Annotated in this window: 19 protein-coding genes and 2 pseudogenes; 7 read left to right on the forward strand and 14 right to left on the reverse strand. The window is 28.4% G+C overall.

Annotated features, from left to right (window positions below; all coding sequences use genetic code 11):
* The first annotated feature begins 113 nt into the window (after window positions 1-113).
* The 5 genes from LEQ07_RS06065 to LEQ07_RS06085 all read left to right on the forward strand — a co-directional run bounded on the left by LEQ07_RS06065 (window position 114) and on the right by LEQ07_RS06085 (window position 4793).
* Window positions 114-974: a YitT family protein gene (locus LEQ07_RS06065; protein ID WP_263329915.1), complete on the forward strand. Its 861-nt coding sequence runs from the start codon at window positions 114-116 to the stop codon at window positions 972-974.
* A 57-nt stretch (window positions 975-1031) separates the two neighbouring features.
* Window positions 1032-1430 carry a lecithin retinol acyltransferase family protein gene (locus tag LEQ07_RS06070; RefSeq protein WP_263329916.1) on the forward strand — a complete coding sequence of 133 codons (399 nt, stop codon included), beginning with the start codon at window positions 1032-1034 and terminating at the stop codon, window positions 1428-1430.
* A gap of 315 nt (window positions 1431-1745) precedes the next feature.
* The gene (locus tag LEQ07_RS06075) at window positions 1746-3149 is read left to right on the forward strand and encodes an alanine/glycine:cation symporter family protein (RefSeq protein WP_046824308.1); all 1404 of its coding nucleotides are present in this window, start codon (window positions 1746-1748) and stop codon (window positions 3147-3149) included.
* Window positions 3150-3303: 154 nt separating this feature from the next.
* On the forward strand, window positions 3304-3837 hold the full coding sequence (locus LEQ07_RS06080; RefSeq protein ID WP_263329917.1) for an alpha/beta fold hydrolase: 534 nt from the start codon (window positions 3304-3306) through the stop codon (window positions 3835-3837).
* Window positions 3838-3932: 95 nt separating this feature from the next.
* Window positions 3933-4793 (forward strand): SDR family oxidoreductase, encoded by an 861-nt coding sequence (locus tag LEQ07_RS06085; protein ID WP_263329918.1) that lies wholly within the window; start codon window positions 3933-3935, stop codon window positions 4791-4793.
* Window positions 4794-5162: 369 nt separating this feature from the next.
* Here the strand turns inward: LEQ07_RS06085 and LEQ07_RS06090 are convergent, their stop codons facing one another.
* From LEQ07_RS06090 to LEQ07_RS06150, 12 genes and pseudogenes are all read right to left on the reverse strand, one after another.
* Window positions 5163-5645 carry a GNAT family N-acetyltransferase gene (locus tag LEQ07_RS06090; protein WP_046824306.1) on the reverse strand — a complete coding sequence of 161 codons (483 nt, stop codon included), beginning with the start codon at window positions 5643-5645 and terminating at the stop codon, window positions 5163-5165.
* A gap of 423 nt (window positions 5646-6068) precedes the next feature.
* A complete protein-coding gene (locus tag LEQ07_RS06095; protein ID WP_046824310.1) occupies window positions 6069-6542 on the reverse strand; it encodes a TDE2712 family protein in 474 nt (157 codons plus the stop codon).
* Between the two features lie 415 nt (window positions 6543-6957).
* A pseudogene (locus LEQ07_RS06100) lies at window positions 6958-7245 on the reverse strand (ABC transporter ATP-binding protein); the annotation flags it as partial.
* 95 nt (window positions 7246-7340) lie between these two features.
* Window positions 7341-7856, reverse strand: coding sequence for a hypothetical protein (locus LEQ07_RS06105; protein WP_263329919.1), 516 nt, complete (start codon window positions 7854-7856; stop codon window positions 7341-7343).
* 17 nt (window positions 7857-7873) lie between these two features.
* Entirely contained in the window at window positions 7874-8578 is a 705-nt protein-coding gene (locus LEQ07_RS06110; RefSeq protein ID WP_263329920.1) for a hypothetical protein, read from the reverse strand.
* Between the two features lie 765 nt (window positions 8579-9343).
* Window positions 9344-10972: an ABC-F family ATP-binding cassette domain-containing protein gene (locus tag LEQ07_RS06115; RefSeq protein WP_046824299.1), complete on the reverse strand. Its 1629-nt coding sequence runs from the start codon at window positions 10970-10972 to the stop codon at window positions 9344-9346.
* Window positions 10973-11147: 175 nt separating this feature from the next.
* Window positions 11148-12164 carry a molybdopterin-binding protein gene (locus LEQ07_RS06120; RefSeq protein WP_263329921.1) on the reverse strand — a complete coding sequence of 339 codons (1017 nt, stop codon included), beginning with the start codon at window positions 12162-12164 and terminating at the stop codon, window positions 11148-11150.
* 10 nt (window positions 12165-12174) lie between these two features.
* Window positions 12175-12750 carry a molybdenum cofactor cytidylyltransferase gene (gene mocA / locus LEQ07_RS06125; protein WP_263329922.1) on the reverse strand — a complete coding sequence of 192 codons (576 nt, stop codon included), beginning with the start codon at window positions 12748-12750 and terminating at the stop codon, window positions 12175-12177.
* 1 nt (window position 12751) lies between these two features.
* On the reverse strand, window positions 12752-13462 hold the full coding sequence (yqeC, locus tag LEQ07_RS06130; RefSeq protein ID WP_046824296.1) for a selenium cofactor biosynthesis protein YqeC: 711 nt from the start codon (window positions 13460-13462) through the stop codon (window positions 12752-12754).
* Window positions 13463-13476: 14 nt separating this feature from the next.
* A complete protein-coding gene (locus LEQ07_RS06135; protein ID WP_046824295.1) occupies window positions 13477-14643 on the reverse strand; it encodes a MalY/PatB family protein in 1167 nt (388 codons plus the stop codon).
* 97 nt (window positions 14644-14740) lie between these two features.
* Window positions 14741-15399, reverse strand: a pseudogene (locus LEQ07_RS22895) (transmembrane-type terpene cyclase).
* 140 nt (window positions 15400-15539) lie between these two features.
* On the reverse strand, window positions 15540-16733 hold the full coding sequence (locus LEQ07_RS06150) for a pyridoxal phosphate-dependent aminotransferase (protein WP_046824046.1): 1194 nt from the start codon (window positions 16731-16733) through the stop codon (window positions 15540-15542).
* A gap of 245 nt (window positions 16734-16978) precedes the next feature.
* On the opposite strand from LEQ07_RS06150, the gene LEQ07_RS06155 reads away from it, so the two are divergent.
* Both LEQ07_RS06155 and LEQ07_RS06160 read left to right on the forward strand, forming a co-directional pair.
* Entirely contained in the window at window positions 16979-17119 is a 141-nt protein-coding gene (locus LEQ07_RS06155) for a hypothetical protein (protein WP_263329925.1), read from the forward strand.
* Between the two features lies 1 nt (window position 17120).
* Window positions 17121-17822, forward strand: coding sequence for a sulfurtransferase (locus tag LEQ07_RS06160; protein ID WP_263329991.1), 702 nt, complete (start codon window positions 17121-17123; stop codon window positions 17820-17822).
* 54 nt (window positions 17823-17876) lie between these two features.
* Here the strand turns inward: LEQ07_RS06160 and LEQ07_RS06165 are convergent, their stop codons facing one another.
* Together LEQ07_RS06165 and LEQ07_RS06170 are read right to left on the reverse strand one after the other, a co-directional pair.
* Window positions 17877-18170 carry a hypothetical protein gene (locus LEQ07_RS06165; protein ID WP_046823121.1) on the reverse strand — a complete coding sequence of 98 codons (294 nt, stop codon included), beginning with the start codon at window positions 18168-18170 and terminating at the stop codon, window positions 17877-17879.
* 78 nt (window positions 18171-18248) lie between these two features.
* Window positions 18249-19055: an aminoglycoside N(3)-acetyltransferase gene (locus LEQ07_RS06170; protein ID WP_263329926.1), complete on the reverse strand. Its 807-nt coding sequence runs from the start codon at window positions 19053-19055 to the stop codon at window positions 18249-18251.
* Window positions 19056-19241: the final 186 nt, after the last annotated feature.

Below are 19241 nucleotides of genomic sequence, written 5' to 3' on the forward strand. Positions count from 1 at the left end.
ATTATTTCAAATTATTTTAAAATTTCCACTAATGAAAACATATTCCCTTTATAAGTAAATTTTTGTTATACTATACTCTATGGATAATGTCAAATATTTTTGTGAGGTGTTTTATGAAGAAAAACGTTTTTAAAGTTTTTTTATTTCAGTCTTTAGGACTGTTAGTTGGATCTATTTTTATGAGTGTGGGAATAAATATGTTTTTTAAACCCTATACAATTGCACCCGGAGGACTTAGCGGTCTTTCATTAGTATTAGGAAAACTTACAGGCCTTCCTATTCCTGTTGTAATGCTTGCTATAGGTATTCCTTTAGTAATATTTTCAATTAAGATATTAGGAATTAAAGATTCTATAAAAACACTTATTGGAATGACTGTATTTTCTATAATATTAGGTATTACATCATCTTTATCCAACTTTGACATAACAAAAGATGTCCTATTATGTTCTATATCAGGTGCCCTATGTCTTGGTGTCGGCCTTGGTATAGTCCTTAAAATGGATGCTTCTACAGGAGGAACAGATCTTATTGCACTTATGCTAAATAGAGCTTTTCCAAATATTCCTCTTGCAAAGTTTATGATTATATTAGATGGTATGGTTGTTATATCTGCTGGTTTTGCTAGTAAAAATTTAGAAACAGCTCTTTACTCAGGGGTAGCACTTTACATCGTAGTTAAAATAGTTGATGCTATTGTTTCTGGTCTTAACTACTCAAAAGCATTCATGATTATATCTAATCAGTCTGATATTTTAAGAGATGGAATAACTAAAGAACTTGATAGAGGTGTAACTTTCCTTCAAGGTAAAGGAGGCTATACTAATGAAGATAAAAATGTTTTATTAGTAGTTGTTTCTAAAAAACAAGAAGTTCATCTAAAAAAAGTAATAAAAAATATAGACCCATCAGCATTCATAATCGTTAGTGATGTTCATGAAGTATTAGGTGAAGGATTTAAATCAATAGCATAGTAACATTCTCCTCTTAAAATCATAATTTACTTATATATGATTTTAGGAGGATTTTTTATGTCTAATGCTAATTATGGAGACTTAATATGTTCAGATCATGGATTGTATAAGCATTTTGGCATATATATAAATGATGATTGCGTTATACATTATGATGGAAAAATCGATGACAAGTTTTTACGTAAAATGTGTATTAGAAAAACTACTATGGATAGATTTTTAGCCGGTAATGAAAGCTTTAAGGTTTGTAAGTTTAAAAATAATTTTACAGAACCTTTTGAAGTTGTAAAAAGAGCTAATTCACGTATTGGAGAACAAAATTTCAATATAATTTTTAATAACTGTGAGCATTTTGGTCATTGGTGCCAAACCGGAGTTAGCAAATCTAACCAAGTTGATTTTATAGTTTTAATTATAATTTTCATTATCTTATTAAATTACTCTTTATATCTATAAAGAGTTTTTTTATTAATAAATTTACTTATTTTTACTTTATTTATATAAATTGCAATTTATATTGCAGATAAAATAAACAGATATACAATATAATTAAAATAACTTTTTAAACTTAATTTTTTCAATATCACTTCAAATTTAATCTTAAAAATAACTTCTTAGATTGTCACCACTTAAACTTATTGTCGTTATCACAGAATTTTTCTTTTTATTTTATCTTTATAACTACGCACTGAAAAAATTCTTTGATATATATTAAGCATATTTAATTCAAAATAGTATGCAAAATAAAAATACCAAGGGGGTTGTGTTGTATTGGAGTTATTAACAAAAATTGTAGAATCTGTAAATGGTGTTTTGTGGGATAAGAATATTTTGCTATTCTTGCTTGTAGGAACAGGTGTATGGTACACATTCCAATTAAAATTCATTCAAATTAGAGGTTTTGGAGAAGGTTTTAGAAGAACTTTTGGTGGATTATTTAAAAAAGGTGAAAAAGCTGATAAAGATGGAATGTCTCAATTTCAATCATTAGCAACTGCAATAGCTGCTCAAGTAGGTACTGGTAACTTAGCAGGTGCCGCTACTGCAATAGCTGTTGGAGGTCCTGGTGCAATATTTTGGATGTGGGTTAGTGCATTTTTCGGTATGGCAACAATTTACGCTGAAGCAACAATGGCTCAAAAATATAAAAAAATAGGTGAAGACGGCACAGTAACAGGTGGACCAGTTTACTACATAGAAGCAGCATTCAAAGGCAAATTCGGTAAAGTCCTGGCTAGTTTTTTTGCTATATTTATTATATTAGCCTTAGGCTTTATGGGAAATGCAGTTCAATCTAATTCTATAGCAGATGCTTTTAAGACAGCATTTGGGATAAATCCGCTTATTATAGGTATTGTACTAGCTTTAATATCAATAGCAGTATTCTCTGGTGGAATAAGTAGAATAGCAAAGGTTACAGAAACAATAGTTCCAATTATGGCATTATTTTATATTATAGGAGCTTTAATTGTCATATTAGTTAATTTCAAAAATATTCCTTTAGCATTTGAAGAGATATTTGTAGGAGCTTTTGCACCTCAATCAATAGCAGGTGGTGTTATAGGAGCTACTATTCAAAAAGCTATGAGTAAAGGTGTAGCACGTGGATTATTCTCTAACGAAGCTGGTATGGGATCTACTCCTCATGCTCATGCAGTTGCAAAAGTTGACTATCCTTCAGAACAAGGATTTGTTGCTATGATGGGAGTATTTATAGATACTTTTGTTATATTAAACCTAACCGCTTTAGTTATAATTACAACACGCTCTGTTACTCCAGATGCTTCTCTTATAGGAACTGCTCTTACTCAAGCAGGATTTTCATCAGTGTTTGGTAAGTTTGGAGATATATTTATAGCTATTTGTATGTTCTTCTTCGCATTCTCTACTATAATCGGATGGTACTTCTTCGGAGAAGCTAATATCAAATATCTATTTGGTACAAAAGCAGTTAAAATTTATGGATTACTTGTAGCTGTTTGTGTATTACTTGGTACATTAGGTGAAGTATCAATAGTGTGGACAATGTCTGATATGTTCAATGGATTAATGGTTATTCCTAACTTAATTGGTTTATTAGCTCTTACTGGAGTTGTTAAGTCTGTTCATAGCGATTATATCCGTATAAATGGTGGAATTAGTAGTAAAAATAAAAAGAAAAAACCTACCGCATAGGTTTATATAATAAAAAGCACTCTATTTAAAGAGTGCTTTTTTTAATTCATTAACAAATATATACAAACTACCATAATATATAAGGACAACATATACGGGAGGTATATTATGAAATATTTTATTAGAGTAGAAAAAAATGTAAGGTTATTTGTTAATGGGTCATTCTATGGGTGGTTCAATATGCTCACGATACATGGCTAAATTTAATGGTTACGGAGTATCTAAACTCTGCTTGCTTAGTGCTGCCGTTCCTAGATGGACCAAATCTATTAGTTGGCCATATGGATATACTATAGATCAAGTAAACAGTATTATAGATAATTTTAAAAATGATAGCCCTCAGGCAATAAGAACTACATCTGAATCATTTTTCTATAAATTTACTAATCAAGGAATATTAGACTGGTTTTTTGACATGTGTTTAGAAGCTGCTGGGTGGTCTAGTATAAATTCACTATATGCACTTAGAGATGAAGAACTATTTAATGATTTATCTAAGATAAAAGTACCTACTCTAATATTTCATGGTGTACATGACACCGTGTGTCCATATTCTTTTGCTGAATATATGAGGGATACAATAGAAAATGCTACTCTAGTTTCTTTGGCTGATGGAGGTCATGGAGCTTTTTATGAATGCAAAGATGATATAAATAAATCTCTTGAAGCTTTTTTAAATATTGATTAATTTTAAATATAGACTGACTAATATTCCAATAAGAATAATTTACACTCACATGGAAATCATAATCATATACTAAATTTTAAAAGGAGAATAAGATTATGGTTTTTCCAACTTCATTTCCAAAGCAACATCAAGATTGCCAACCTGGGTTTGAGTATAAAATGGCACCAAGTCCTATATATGACAGTCCCTTATATAATAAACCAAACGATAGGTTAAAAGATAAAGTAGCTATTATTAGTGGTGGAGATAGCGGAATAGGAAGAGCTGTTTCTATTGCTTTTGCAAAATCAGGATGTGACATAAGTATAATATACTATAACGAAGATGATGATGCTATGTTCACAAAGAAAAAGGTTGAAGATGAGGGTCGAAAATGCCTTTTAATTAAAGGTGACATACAAGAAAGCAAGTTTTGTAAAGAAGCTGTAGATGCTACTTTAAAAGAATATAAAAAAATAAATATATTAATAAATAATTCAGCAGTACAATACACACAACAAAACTTAACTGACATAGATGATGAGCAATTTGATAAAACTTTTAAAACTAATGTCTATGGAGCATTTTATCTAACAAAAGCTGTACTGCCTCATTTACAATGTGGTGATAGTGTAATAAATACAACATCTGTAGTTGCATATCATGGACATGAAACACTATTAGACTACTCTATGACTAAAGGAGCATTAACAACATTCACTAGATCTTTATCTATGCAACTAGCAACAAAAGGAATACGAGTTAATGCAGTAGCTCCAGGACCTATATGGACTCCATTGATACCTTCAAGTTTTTCTGAACAAGAGGTTGCAAAATTCGGTAGTAATAACCCAATGAAAAGAGCTGGTCAACCACTAGAGTGTTCTGGTGCTTATGTATTTTTAGCCAGTGAAGACGCATCTTTTATAACTGGTCAAACTATACATGTAAACGGTGGAGAAATAGTAAATGGATAGTTGTAATAATTTTTAAATATAAAAAACACTCAATCTATAAATTATAGATTGAGTGTTTTTATTAATTTAAAATTAAATTATTTTTGCATCTCCGTACATTGCTTTTGTATTTCTTTATTATCTAAAAATTCATCAAGAATAGTTTTTCTATCTATTATTCTATTTGCAAGAGTTTATGTCATCTCTTGTTGATGATAGTTAAATATTAATACTCTGAGCATTTTCATACCTTTTTGTATATTAATCCATATATACTACTATATTTCCAATAAAAAATAAGTGCTATAGTCAGGTTATTATAGCACTTATTTTTTAGAATAAATTCTATATTTTATTTTAAATCTATTTATAGATATAATTCACATTGTATTAAAACGTTAAACGCATATCATACCATACTGCATCACCATGTGTTGATTCAGATATACCTTCATTTTTAAATCCAAATTTTTCATAATAATGAAGTAATTTATCTTTACATGTAAGCACTAATCCTTTACGACCTTGATTTTTAGCATCTGAAATAACCTTACTAATTATTTTTTCTGCACAACCTTGTCTACGATACTCTGGTATAGTATTTACACCAAAAATCATTTGCCACTGACCATTTTCATTGTGTAGGCTAGCATCCTCAAACATCTCATCTCGTAGAATTGATTCATCTGTAACCATACCATTTACAAATCCAATAACTTTATTATTATCTTCTAAAAGCCAAAAATGACTAGGATATACACTTAATCTTTTTCTGAAATCATTTTCTGAAGCTGCTTCTGCTTCAGGAAAGCATCTTGATTCAACCTCAGTGATTACTTGTAAATCTTCTATAGTTGCATTTCTTATATTCACTATTGTTGCCCCCTTTTATTTTTTATACCTAATTCTAAATTTTTATTTATAATCTAAACAATAATTTAGAATTAGTTTAACAACTAAATAATAATTCGTCAATGCATATTTTATTTAATCAATAATTCAGTATATTGATTCATAATTTTATAAAACTTATATAATGTACAATTAAATTACTTCTTTGCATCTCCGTACATTTCTTTTAATTGCTTTTGTATTTCTTTATTATCTAAATACTCATCAAGAGTAGTTTTTCTACACATTATTCCCTTAGAAGTTATAAATTCTAAGTGTAATATGCAAGAAATAAAGACCAGCAAAATTTGCTGGTCTTGTTTCACAGTACATAAATAATATAGATTAGACAAATCTTAATTATTTAATTACTATATAACCTTATGAGTATTTAATCGCTCCTAGTTACATGCTAAGAAGCTTTTCCTCTATATATTCCTTAAATGGTTTTCCTGCTATTGTTACTGGCCCTTCCCCAAATAAATCTACTGTAATATTAAAGAAATTGATTATTAATTTATTTTCATCAATATAATATTCATCCATATGTCCTGGAATAAATATTACCTCATATTCTTCCTTACTTAATTTATCTTCCATATCATCTAAGTTAAGCTGCTTTACTGGTGCTATCATCATATTTGTAAATTCCAAATCTTCAAGCATCCACATATGTTTGTTCCAGTATCTACTTTCCTTTTTTGTTGGTTTATTCAGAAGCTCTCTGTTTGAAATTGCAGAAAGTACCTTTCTTACAGATTCCTTTGTAAATTCTTCATCATATAGATATTTCATATCCGGTTGGTCCGATAGTCCTATAAAAAATGAATCTGCTATCTTTTCCTTTTGATGTACTGAATCCCAAATATAAAGCATCATTCTAAAATTTCACTTTTAATTACAATTTTAGCCAAGTTAAATCCCCCTTTTTCTTTAAATATATTTTTATCTGCGAACTACTCTCCACTTAAATTAACCTTCAGTTTCTATTCCCAGTAGCCCCCCTAATTGGCTTGTGAATATAAACAACTCTGGTTGAATATTTTACAGTTTTGAAAGTTCTACCATATTACCAGTATATCACAGAATCAAGAATATTACCTCTTTCTATAATTTCTTAACCCATATTATACCATAATTTTACATTAATTCTAAAAAAATACCTCCTATATTTGAAAAAGTAGAACATAGACGTTCTTCATATTATCGAATATAAAAGGTATTCCAAAATCTATATTATTAAGTTTTAATACTATCTAATAAGCATTAAGCGCCTTTAAATAATCATCAGCAATTATTTCTTTGCATCTCCGTACATTTCTTTTAATTGCTTTTGTATTTCTTTATTATCTAAATACTCATCAAGAGTAGTTTTTCTATCCATTATTCCGTTAGGAGTTATCTCTATTATTCTATTTGCAAGAGTTTGTATCATCTCTTGGTCATGAGAGTTAAATACTAATACTCCTGAGAACTTCTCTAAACCTTTATTTACAGAAGTTATACTCTCTAAGTCTAAGTGGTTAGTTGGATCATCTAATACTAAAACGTTAGCGTTTGATACCATTAACTTATATAGTACTCAACTTTAAATATTATATATTTAATATTCTATCTAACTTAAGCCTTTATGTTAGCCTAACTTATTATTATACATTTTCATTTTAATTTGTAACATTAAGTATTGTATTCACTTAATAATGCATCTATTGAACATATAAGTTCTTCACCTTTTTCTGTAATAGTATTCATATATTCTACAGTTATACATCCAAAGGATTTAAAAATATCAATTAAATTATAAAATCCTAGCAATTCATTTTTAAAATCTATATTATCCATATAACCTAACATATGTCTATACTGTTTCCAATAATCTTCTTTTAATAAATCCTTCATATTTTCTTTTTCCAAATCTAAACTTTCTTCTGTTTCATCCAAAGTTTTTTTCATAATATCTAATTTAGTTAAATTATCATATATCTCACTTTTTAAAGTTACAAGTACCATCTTTTCTTTTTTTGTTTCTTGTAAATCTATAATTTCTTTTTGATACTTCAGTTGTTTCTTTAATGAACTTGATGTAACTCCCCAAGTTATAATTCCTCCCATTATAGAACCTACTAATGCACCAGCAAGAGTTGATAGTAAAGTTGAATTTTCAACAGTATTCATTATATTTGTAATATCCATAATTTACCCACCTCAATTTAATTGCTAGTTTCTATTATAGATTGTATTAATGGTATCAATAGTTGCATACCTTTGTAACTTTTATCGCCCACCCAAGATAACACTTTTCTAGCCTTTTCTTTTTTATCAGTAGGTGCTGTTTCTTCATTATATATAATTTCTAGTTCCTTTATTTTCTCTAATAATTCATCTCTATCCTCTATATCTTTATCTTTTAAAAGTTGTTCTCTAGCATATTCAAACTTATTTTCTATATTGTTATCTATATCTACTGTTGTTGCAACTTCTTGCATTTGTGTTTGTGTCGCAAAAATATTTATTGCTTGTTTGCTATATGTAATCGTGTTTATATTTTCTTTAAGAAGCTCTATTTGTCTTTCTAATCCATTTATACTATTTTCATATATACTTATTCTTTCTTTATAATTTGCTATTTCTTTTCTATATTTTTCATCTTCTGCTCTATCTAGCATATAACGCCTATGCTTATCTAGTAATCTCATTATCATATACAGACTTTCTTCATCACATTTGTTGTATACGAAATTTGGAAACTCTATATCATCCCCATAATATCCAATCATTTCCATACAAGTATTGGCTATTTCATTCATATCATACCTATATATCAGTTCATCTTCATCCAAATCTCCATAATTACCGTCATATACATCCTTGCATTTTTTTATATCTTCTTCAATTTGTTCTATATAGTATTTCATAGTAGCCCCCTTATACTAATTAATATCCATATTATACCATTTAAATGCAAAATAAAAAAGAATACACTCGTAAGTGCATCCTTCTTCTAATAGATATGGTTTACTTCTCAATTTATTTTATTAGCCTCGTCCGTGAAGTTTCACCACCAATGCTATTGTAAGCTACTAAGGAAGGGACACAACTCACCCATCCTATTTTTCAGGAAGTTTCAAAAACGAAAAATTTAATTACTTAAATCAAAATCACTTCATAAAGAACTGATTTATATTAGGATAATATATTAAATGTTACAAGTTATTAACCTTATTTACATTTTTATTTTTTAAAATTAATTTGTATCCGTAGAAATGATTAACAAACCATTCCATAAACATTAATATTAGATGCACTCTCACCAAAGTTATAATTATTAGCGTTATATCCTTAACTGTCTAATTATAAATCTACTTACCTTTTCTTTTAGTTCTTATTTATTAATATCTATCTTTATTAAACTTTGCAAACTCTTTAATGTTAATAGCTTTTATGTTATCTAGTTTTGTACTATCACAAATATGATTATTAAAGATTTTAAGTGAATTGCTCTAACTCCTAATAGTTTCTTTACTACTATCTCTTCTGTCTATTTCAAGTAAAAATTCTTCAATCGCATCTTTCAATTGCATAAAAAAAGCACCTCCTGTGTTAGATAGTATTAAAAGTTAACATATAACTTTTAATACTATCTAATTACACATTAAGTGCCTTTAAATAATCATCAGCAATTATTTCTTTGCATCTCCGTACATTTCTTTTAATTGCTTTTGTATTTCTTTATTATCTAAATACTCATCAAGAGTAGTTTTTCTATCCATTATTCCGTTAGGAGTTATCTCTATTATTCTATTTGCAAGAGTTTGTATCATCTCTTGGTCATGAGAGTTAAATACTAATACTCCTGAGAACTTCTCTAAACCTTTATTTACAGAAGTTATACTCTCTAAGTCTAAGTGGTTAGTTGGATCATCTAATACTAAAACGTTAGCGTTTGATAACATTAACTTAGATAACATACATCTAACTTTTTCTCCTCCAGATAAAACTTGAGCTTCTTTTAAAGCTTCTTCTCCAGAGAATAACATTCTACCTAAGAATCCTCTTATGAAACTTTCACTCTTTTCTTCAGAGTATTGTCTTAACCAGTCAACTAATGAGTATTCTACACCATCAAAGTATTTATTGTGGTTTTTAGGAAGGTAACTTTGAGAAGTTGTTACTCCCCATTTGAAATCTCCACTATCAGCTGTATCTTCACCCATTATTATGTTGAATAATGTAGTTATAGCTATCTCATCTCCTAAGAATGCTACTTTATCTTCTCTATCTAATCTGAAAGATACGTTGTCTAATACTTTAACTCCATCTACAGTCTTAGTTAAGTTGTTTACTTCTAAAACTTCGTTTCCTATTTCTCTTTCAGGAGTAAATCCTACATAAGGATATCTTCTTCTTGATGGTTGTATATCTTCTACTTCTAATTTATCTAATTGTTTCTTTCTAGAAGTTGCTTGCTTAGCTTTAGAAGCATTTGAACTGAATCTTGCGATGAACTCTTTTAATTGAGCTATTTTTTCTTCAGCTTTTTTATTTTGATCTTTAGCTAATTGTAATGCTAATTGGCTTGACTCATACCAGAAGTCATAGTTACCAACATACATTTGTATTTTACCAAAGTCAACGTCAACTATGTTTGTACATATTTGGTTTAAGAAGTGTCTATCATGTGATACAACTATAACTATAGAATCTTCTAAATCCATTATAAAGTTATTTAACCAGTTTATTGATTGGAAGTCTAAGTGGTTTGTAGGTTCGTCCATTATTAGTATTTCTGGCTTACCAAATAAAGCTTGAGCTAATAATACCTTAACTTTATCTCCACCTGTTAATTCCTTCATTTGCTTGTAATGAACATCTTTAGTTATACCAAGACCCATTAATAATTTTTCTGCATTAGTTTCTGCATCCCATCCATCAAGTTCAGCAAACTCACCTTCAAGTTCAGCAGCTTTTATACCATCTTCTTCTGAGAAGTCTGCCTTCATGTATAATTCATCTTTTTCTTTCATTATTTCGTATAGTCTAGCATGTCCCATTATAACAACATCTAAAACTGTGTTTTCTTCGTATTTGAAGTGGTCCTGTCTAAGAACTGACATTCTTTCTTTTTCAGTTATAGATACATTTCCAGTATTTGCTTCTATATCACCAGCTAATATTTTAAGGAAAGTTGATTTTCCTGCACCATTAGCTCCTATTATCCCGTAACAATTTCCTTTAGTGAATTTTAAGTTAACATCTTTGAATAACTCTTTATCACCAAATCTAAGTCCTACATTAGTAACTTGTAACATTCGCATATTTCCTTTCTACTACTAAAATTTATAAAATTTTACAACTCTTCTAATGATATAACAAAATTGTAACTTAGTCAACTCTATAGAATCAATAAGTTTATTCTGTATAAGTTGAAATTACACAAAAAATATAGAAAGGTATCTATTTAAGATCCCTTTCTATGTTTTATATCTATTTAGCAAAGTTACAAGCAGGATATGTACATATATCGCAGCTCATGCAAAGACCTCCATGCCCATATCTTGCTATATCTTCTTTTGTTAATTTCTCATCTATTAAAATTCTCGGTAATACAACATCTAAAACAGTAGTTTTCGCATACATAGCGCACCCTGGTATACCAAGAATCGCTGTGTCTTTTTTATAACTTAATAAAAACATAGCCCCAGGAAGTATCGGTGAACCATATGTTACAATCTCAGCTCCAGACATTTTTATAGCTGCCGGAGTTAAGTCATCTGGGTCTACACTCATTCCCCCTGTGCAAAGTATAATATCTGCACCCTGGTTTAAAAAGTTATCTATTGCATCTTTAATCATTTCCGTGTTATCTGGACAAACTATCTGTCCTAATACTTCGCATCCATAAGAATCCATTTTATCTTTCATTATAGGTCCAAATTTATCTACAATTCTCTTATAATAAACTTCATTACCTGTAGTTACTATTCCTACTTTCTTATTCTTAAATGGAACAACTTTTATTAATTTATCGTCGCCTACAACAAGTTTAGCTTTTTCTAACTTCTCTTGTTCTACCATTAAAGGTATAACTCTTGTTCCTGCAACCTTAATCCCTTTGTGTACTTTGTAATTATTGTGTAAAGTTGACATCATTATATCATCAATACAGTTTAGCTTAAACAGTCTTTCAATATCTATTTTCAAAAGACCATCAACTGTAGATATAAAGTCTATTTTTCCTTCTTTGATTTCACTGAATTCTAAATTTTCGCCTGCAGTTAAATCTTTTAAGAATATAGCTCCATCATTTTCATGCACCATGCCTTCAACATTTTCAAATACATATAGATGATCTTTCCCCAATGATAAAAGTTTTTCTATGTCTTCTTCTTTTACTATATGTCCTTTTTTAAATGCTCTTCCCTTAAATTCACCTGGTATTATTTGTGTTATATCATGACATAACACATGTCCTATGGCATCAACTGTTTTTATTTGTTTCATATACCCTCCCCTAGTTGCCTTTTAAGTTTTTTAAGTTTTCATAATCTAATTTTGTATCCACATCTAAAAGTGTGTATTTACTTACATTTACATACTTTATTTTATCATATTCATTAATAACTTTTTTACCTTTTTCATCATTTTTTAAACTCAATAAATTATTCTTTAAACACGCTGGAAATATAACTGGGTTCCCAGTTTTATTATCATATCTTGGTATAACTATATATTCTTTTTTTCTTTCAAATTCATTAATAAGTTCTTTTAGATCATCATTGTTTATTAATGGCTGATCTCCTACAAAAAACATATATCCATCGTATTTACCACTATTTCTTATCCCTAACTTTATAGATTCACTTTGACCTATCTGCGCATTATCATTTAATACAAATTTAAATTGATATTTGTTTGCAATTTTTAAAACTTCTTCATACTGACTGACCACTATAACTTCTTTAAAGTCACATTTTTTTAAAGCTTCAAATGTATTTTCTATTATTGTCTTTCCATTGAAATCCATTAATAATTTATTTTCTCCCATTCGTCTTGAAAATCCAGAGGCCATTACTATAGCACTAATCATATTAACCTTCCTTATAGAAGTTTTTGATTAAACTTCCATATATTATTTTTATACTTTCATCTTCTTTCTTTATCATACTAATAAGCTTATCAGCTAATTTTTCCCTTTTTTCATTATCTACTTTATTTATAAATAATATTTTTTCTCCAATTGAATTTTTAAATAATCCATTTCTATTTAGAACTATGTTTTTAAGATTCTCTAAAGTAATTCTGCTTTCTACTTCTCCACAAATTTTTAAAAATTCATCTAATCTATGTATATATTTATTACTTATATACATATCGTATGCAGTTATATCTAAAACGCCAATATTTTTAGTTGTTTTAGGATGAACTAAAGGCTCATCATATCTCCATCCCTTTAACTTTTTTCTTTTGGATCCATCACCTTCAATCAAACTTATATCAAACTTATTTATAAATTCATCTAGTTTTTCATAGTTTAATCCAACTACTTTATTTTCTTCATTTATATATTTACCACAAAGAGTAATACCTTTATCCAAGATAAAGGTATTACTCTTATCAGTTAGTATAATATTGTTATAGTCACTTGATTTTGGAATATATATTTTTGTTGTCGTAGTTAGTAAAACACTATGTTCACTAGAGAGTTGTTTACTTAGATAAGTTATCAAAGATGTTTTGCCTCCAGCTCCAACAACTGTTATAACGTCATTTACCTTTATCTCTAGTAATTGTTCTAGCATACTTACCTCCAAATTTATATATTATCTACTGCATTTTTTAATCTTTCTAAAGCTTCTTTAACAGTAGATATCGGGCACCCTATATTCATTCTCATAAATCCACTGCCACCTTTTCCAAAAGCTGTTCCAGTACTTAGTGCTAATTTAGCTTTTTCAAGGAAAAATCTTTCTAATTCTTCATCCGATAATCCCAATTCTCTACAGTCTAACCAAGTTAAAAATGTTCCTTCTTGCTTTATTACTTTAATTTTAGGTACATTTTCATTTACAAATTTTAATACATAATTGTAGTTACTTTCTATATATTCAAGCAACTCTTCAAGCCATGTTTCTCCTTTGTTATATGCTGCAATTAAAGCCTCCGCACCTAAAACATTAGGAGTTGTGCTGAATAGTTCTTTATATCTGCTTCTTAATTTTTCATCAGTTATAATAGCATTTGAAACATACAACCCAGCTAAGTTAAACGTTTTACTAGGAGCTGTTAAAGTTACTATATTATCTTTATAATAAGGTGCTACTGTTGTCAATGAAGTATGTTTGTATCCTTTAAATACTAGATCTGAATGTATTTCATCACTTATTATAAAAACTTTATAACTTTCACATATTTCTACTATTCTTTCTAGTTCTTCTTTAGTCCATACTCTTCCGATTGGATTATGAGGATTGCATAATATAAGAACTTTAACGCCTGTAGATATTTTATTTTCAAACTCATCAAAATCTATTTCATATCTATTGTTTTTTATAAATAATTCACTTTGAACTACATCACATTTATTTTCATTTAACACTCTAAAAAATGAATGGTAAACAGGAGATTGAACTAATACCTTATCATTTTCTTTTATTAAAATTTTCAGTAAGAAGTTTATAGCAGTTACTACTCCTGGAGTATATACTACATCTTCCACATTTATATCTACATTATGTCTATTTCTCATCCATTTTACAACAGATTCATAATAACCATTAACTGTATCATATCCTAAATTTCCTGTAGATAGTTTATTTTGTAATGCTTTAGTTATTTCATCACAATTTTTAAAATCCATATCTGCAATCCACATAGGAATTATGTCATCTTCATTTGTATTGAAATTTTCTTTGTATTTATCATATTTAACAGCGTTTGTTCCAAGTCTATTTACTCCCTCATTAAAACTATCTCTATACATACTCATCCCTCCCTAAATTTTATTTTACATATTTTAAATTTTATATTAATCCTATAAGTTTTTCAAGTTTCATAAGAGTTTATATCTTATTTTATACTTAATTTAAAGCATTTTTTCTCTTTGAAAATTTATAGATTAAATAAATGTATAGTATATCAAAGAATTGAATTAAAGCTATTATAAATAATTCAGTAGTTATTGATGGTAACATATTAGTAAATTTTAAAATAGCAATAGTCAATGTTCCCATCCATTTAAATATAGCTATATAGATAGACTGTCCTGAAGTATTGCCTCTATTCAAAAGCATACTTACAAACAATATAGACATGATTAAGTTTTGTATATTTGCAATAAACCCTGATGTCTGAGTTATATCATTATTAAATAATATTGAAAAATCATTCACAGATAAAATCATAAATAATATCGAACAAGCTAAAATAAGTACAGTAAAAATATATAGTGATTTTTTACTTATAATACCTATATATTTCCTAGATTTATATCCATATTTGAAAAAAGTATATAATATTATTAAATCAAGTAAAACCAAGTTAAAAATATTATTTTGGCAAAAACTAAATCTCCTGGAGGATATATAAAGCTAAAAGTAAACTCCCAAGCTAAATTAAGACTTAGTGCAAATAAAGGCATTCCATAAGTTTTATCTTTAAAACTTTTATGTATTATCAAAATATAAGCTATACTCCAAAATACTCCACACAAAACTTGTAAACATAATTCAAATTTCAAATTTTCACCCCTATATTAAATCTATTAAATAAATTTGTATATATAACTATTACAATTACCTATAATTAATAAATTGTAAATCATTATAAAAATCAAAAAGGCCTATACATTTAGTATAGGCCTTTTTTTGCATTTATTTATTATCTATCTAATTTTAGGTAAGCTTCTAATCCTTCTTTTAATATCTTAGCTGCTTTTGATAAGTCTTCTTTATTTAATATATAAGCAAGTCTTATCTCGTCAACTCCAAGACCTTTAGTTTTATAGAATCCTTCAGCAGGACAAGGCATTACTGTCTCTCCATCGATTTCAAAATCGCTTAGCATCCATTTAACAAAATCATCAGCGCTCTTAACTGGTAACTTAGCTACTATATAGAATGCTCCTGTTGGCTTTTTACATATAACACCAGGAACCTTTACAAGTTCATTGTATAAAACATCTCTTCTTTCTCTATACTCTTCATTTACTTCTGTTAAGTAAGAATTTGGAGTTTTGTAAAGTTCTACTGCTCCAATTTGTTCTAATGTAGGAACTGATAATCTAGCTTGACAAAGCTTTAATATTTCACCCATAAATTCTTTGTTTTTAGAAGCTAAAGAACCTATTCTAGATCCACATGCACTATATCTTTTAGATACACTATCTACTATTATAACTCTATCTTCTACTTCTTTAACATTTCCTAAACTAGTGTAGTCTCCCTCATATACAAACTCTCTATAGACTTCATCTGCTATTATCCATAAATCATGTTCTCTAGCTATATCAGATATCATGTTTATTTCTTCTTTAGTGTAAACTACTCCACTTGGGTTTCCTGGGTTTGAGAATAATATAGCACGAGTGTTTCCATCTATCTTAGATACGATTTCCTCTTTAGAAGGTAAGTGGAATCCGTTTTCAGCAAAAGTAGTTATTGGCTTGATTTCAACTCCAACTGCATTTGCAAAACTATTATAGTTTGAATAGAATGGTTCAGGTACTAATATGTTCTCTCCTTCATTACATATAGTTAACATTGTAAAGAATAAAGCTTCACTACCACCGTTTAATATTAATATATCTTCTAAATCAAAGTTTATATCATATTCTCTGTAGTATTTTTGTATAGCTTCTCTAAGTTCATGTAAACCTTCTGATAAAGCATACTCTAAAACTTCTTCTTTGTTGTTAGCTATTGCTTCGAAAAAGTTTTCCGGAGTTTTAATATCTGGTTGCCCTATATTTAAATGATATACTTTTTTCCCTTGTTTTTTAGCTTGTGCTGCATAAGTTAATAGCTCCATTATAGTTGAAGCTTCTACTGATTTTATTCTTGAAGAAAATTTCATATTTTTGCCTCCTAATTGTCCCTTTAATTGTATTGATGTATGTGGTATACAATATTTCTTCTTTACCCATATTCTAACATATTAAAACAAATTAGTTAAACGTTTTTTTCAGATATTAAAAAGTTATTATTTTCTGTATTTTAAGTAAATTTCATAAACTATTGAAAATTACTCAATCTAAGTATATATTATTTACATAAGTTGTGAAAACAATTACATAAAATTTAATATTTAGGAGGGCATTTATGACAAACTTAGTTAATGCTAAATGGTTAAAAGAAAATTTAAATAATGAAAACCTAGTTATTGTCGATTGCAGATTTGACTTAATGGATAAAGAATATGGTAAAAAAGTTATGAAAAAATCATATAAAAGGTGCAGTTAGAATTGACCTAGAAACTGAATTATCTAGTAAAGTTCAAGAACACGGAGGTAGACATCCACTTCCTACTGTGGACGAATTAAAAAGTACTTTTGAAAACTTAGGCATAAATAATGATTCAGTAGTTGTTTGCTATGATGAAGGAGATTTAGCTGGGCCATCTAGACTATGGTGGACTTTAAAGTATCTAGGTCATGATAAGGTATATGTTTTAGACGGTGGAATAAATGCATTCATTGAAATTGGCGGAGATACTAATAATGAAGTTCCTACAGTTTCTAAAAATGGAGAGTTTGTAGTTGATATAAATGATTCAATGAGAGTTGATATGAACTATGTAAAAGAAAGATTGTATAAAGATGGCGTTGCTATAATAGACTCTAGAGAACATAAAAGATACTTAGGTGAATTTGAACCTGTAGATAGAAAAGCTGGTCATATTCCTAGTGCGATGAATTATTTCTGGATGGATATATTAGAAAAAAATGGTGATAGCGTAAATATAAAATCTGTAGAAGATTTAAAAAAACATTTTGAAAAGTTAAATAAATTTGACGAAGTAATAGTTTATTGCGGATCTGGTATAACTGCTTGTCCTAACAGTTTAGCACTTAGCGAAAGCGGAATAAAGCATAAAGTTTACTCTGGAAGTTTTAGTGATTGGGTAAGCTATGATGATAATGATGTAAATACTACAGTTCAATAATAAAAATAAAAAGGATGTTTCAATTTTTATTGAAATCATCCTTTTTATTTTTATTTATACATTTTTAACAAGTTCTCTTTGAGCTTCTTTTTTATCCATGTATTCATTTAATCTTTTTTCTGCTATAACTTTTATCTCATCAAAACTCATTTTATTTTCCTTATTTTTAACTATCTCCATCCCAATTTCAAGCAACTCTTTATCCGTAAATTTACTTTGTATGTACTCCTCTATTCTTGGTATATCTTTAGGCTCTATATCTTTGTATACTTGTGTCATAGCTATTAAGCTATTAACTAAATTAAAATCTGTTACTAAACTTAGTTTGCTTAAGTCTAAATTTTTCATACATATCCCCCATTTTCTTATTGATAATACTATTATAACACATCATTAACACAATTTTCTTAATATTGCATATTTTAATTATTTAGATTTAGATAAAAATTTTGTAGCAAAATCTACACAGTCTCTCTGAGGCATCAATTTACAATTTGCATTTCCTATTTTATAGTTTATAACCTTGTGATTATTTTCAAAAACTTCTCCAATATATCCAAAACAATCAGAATCTACTTCTAAATCTTCGAATTCTTTCCATACTCTCATTCCATTTTCTAGTATAGGCGCTCCTGATATGAATGTTTCTCTGCAATTACTTCTATACTCACTTAAATGAAATGATGTATTATTTTCATAAGGAACCCCTAAAAGTAGAATATATCCGTCTAAATCATAAACTCTAGCTAATGGTGATTCTTCTGATAGTCCATATTCTAAACTATGGTTATTTGTTATAAATTCTTTATCTTTTCCATAAGCACTAAATGATACTTGTGGATGATTACTTCTTGTTACCCCTTCATAACTTATAAAGGTTTGTGCTATTATTCCCATTCCTCTACATGGAGTTGTTAATTTGTTAAAAGCAGGCATTTCATTTTTTATTATTTCATGCCAACTTTCAGGAACAGGTGGATTACACCAATATATTGGGTCAGAATAGTCTCCAGTATGACTAGGCATAACTATATTGCCATTTTCTCCTACAGCCTCTAAAAGAGCGTCTATAACAGATATAGGGCCTCCACAAACCCATCCAATCGAACTTAGAGATGAGTGCACTATAATAGTCATCCCTTCTTTAACTCCCATAGCTTTTAGATCTTTAAGTAAACTTGTTTTTGTATTAATTTTTACACTTGATTTAATTATATTCTCTTCATTACTCATAATATCCCTCATTTAATTTTTCAATTTATTATAAATTCGATAAAAATAATTTCAAACCTTTTAATATATAGTTAATTTTATATAATCAATAAAAAATTCGCTTCGCTCATGTCGCCAACGACTTCGTCCGTTGCTCAAAATATCATTTTTTACTTTCACCAAAACATTTATATAGCTATGTTACAT

This window comes from Paraclostridium sp. AKS73, assembly GCF_025671395.1.
In the GTDB taxonomy this organism is placed as follows: Bacteria; Bacillota; Clostridia; order Peptostreptococcales; family Peptostreptococcaceae; genus Paraclostridium; species Paraclostridium benzoelyticum.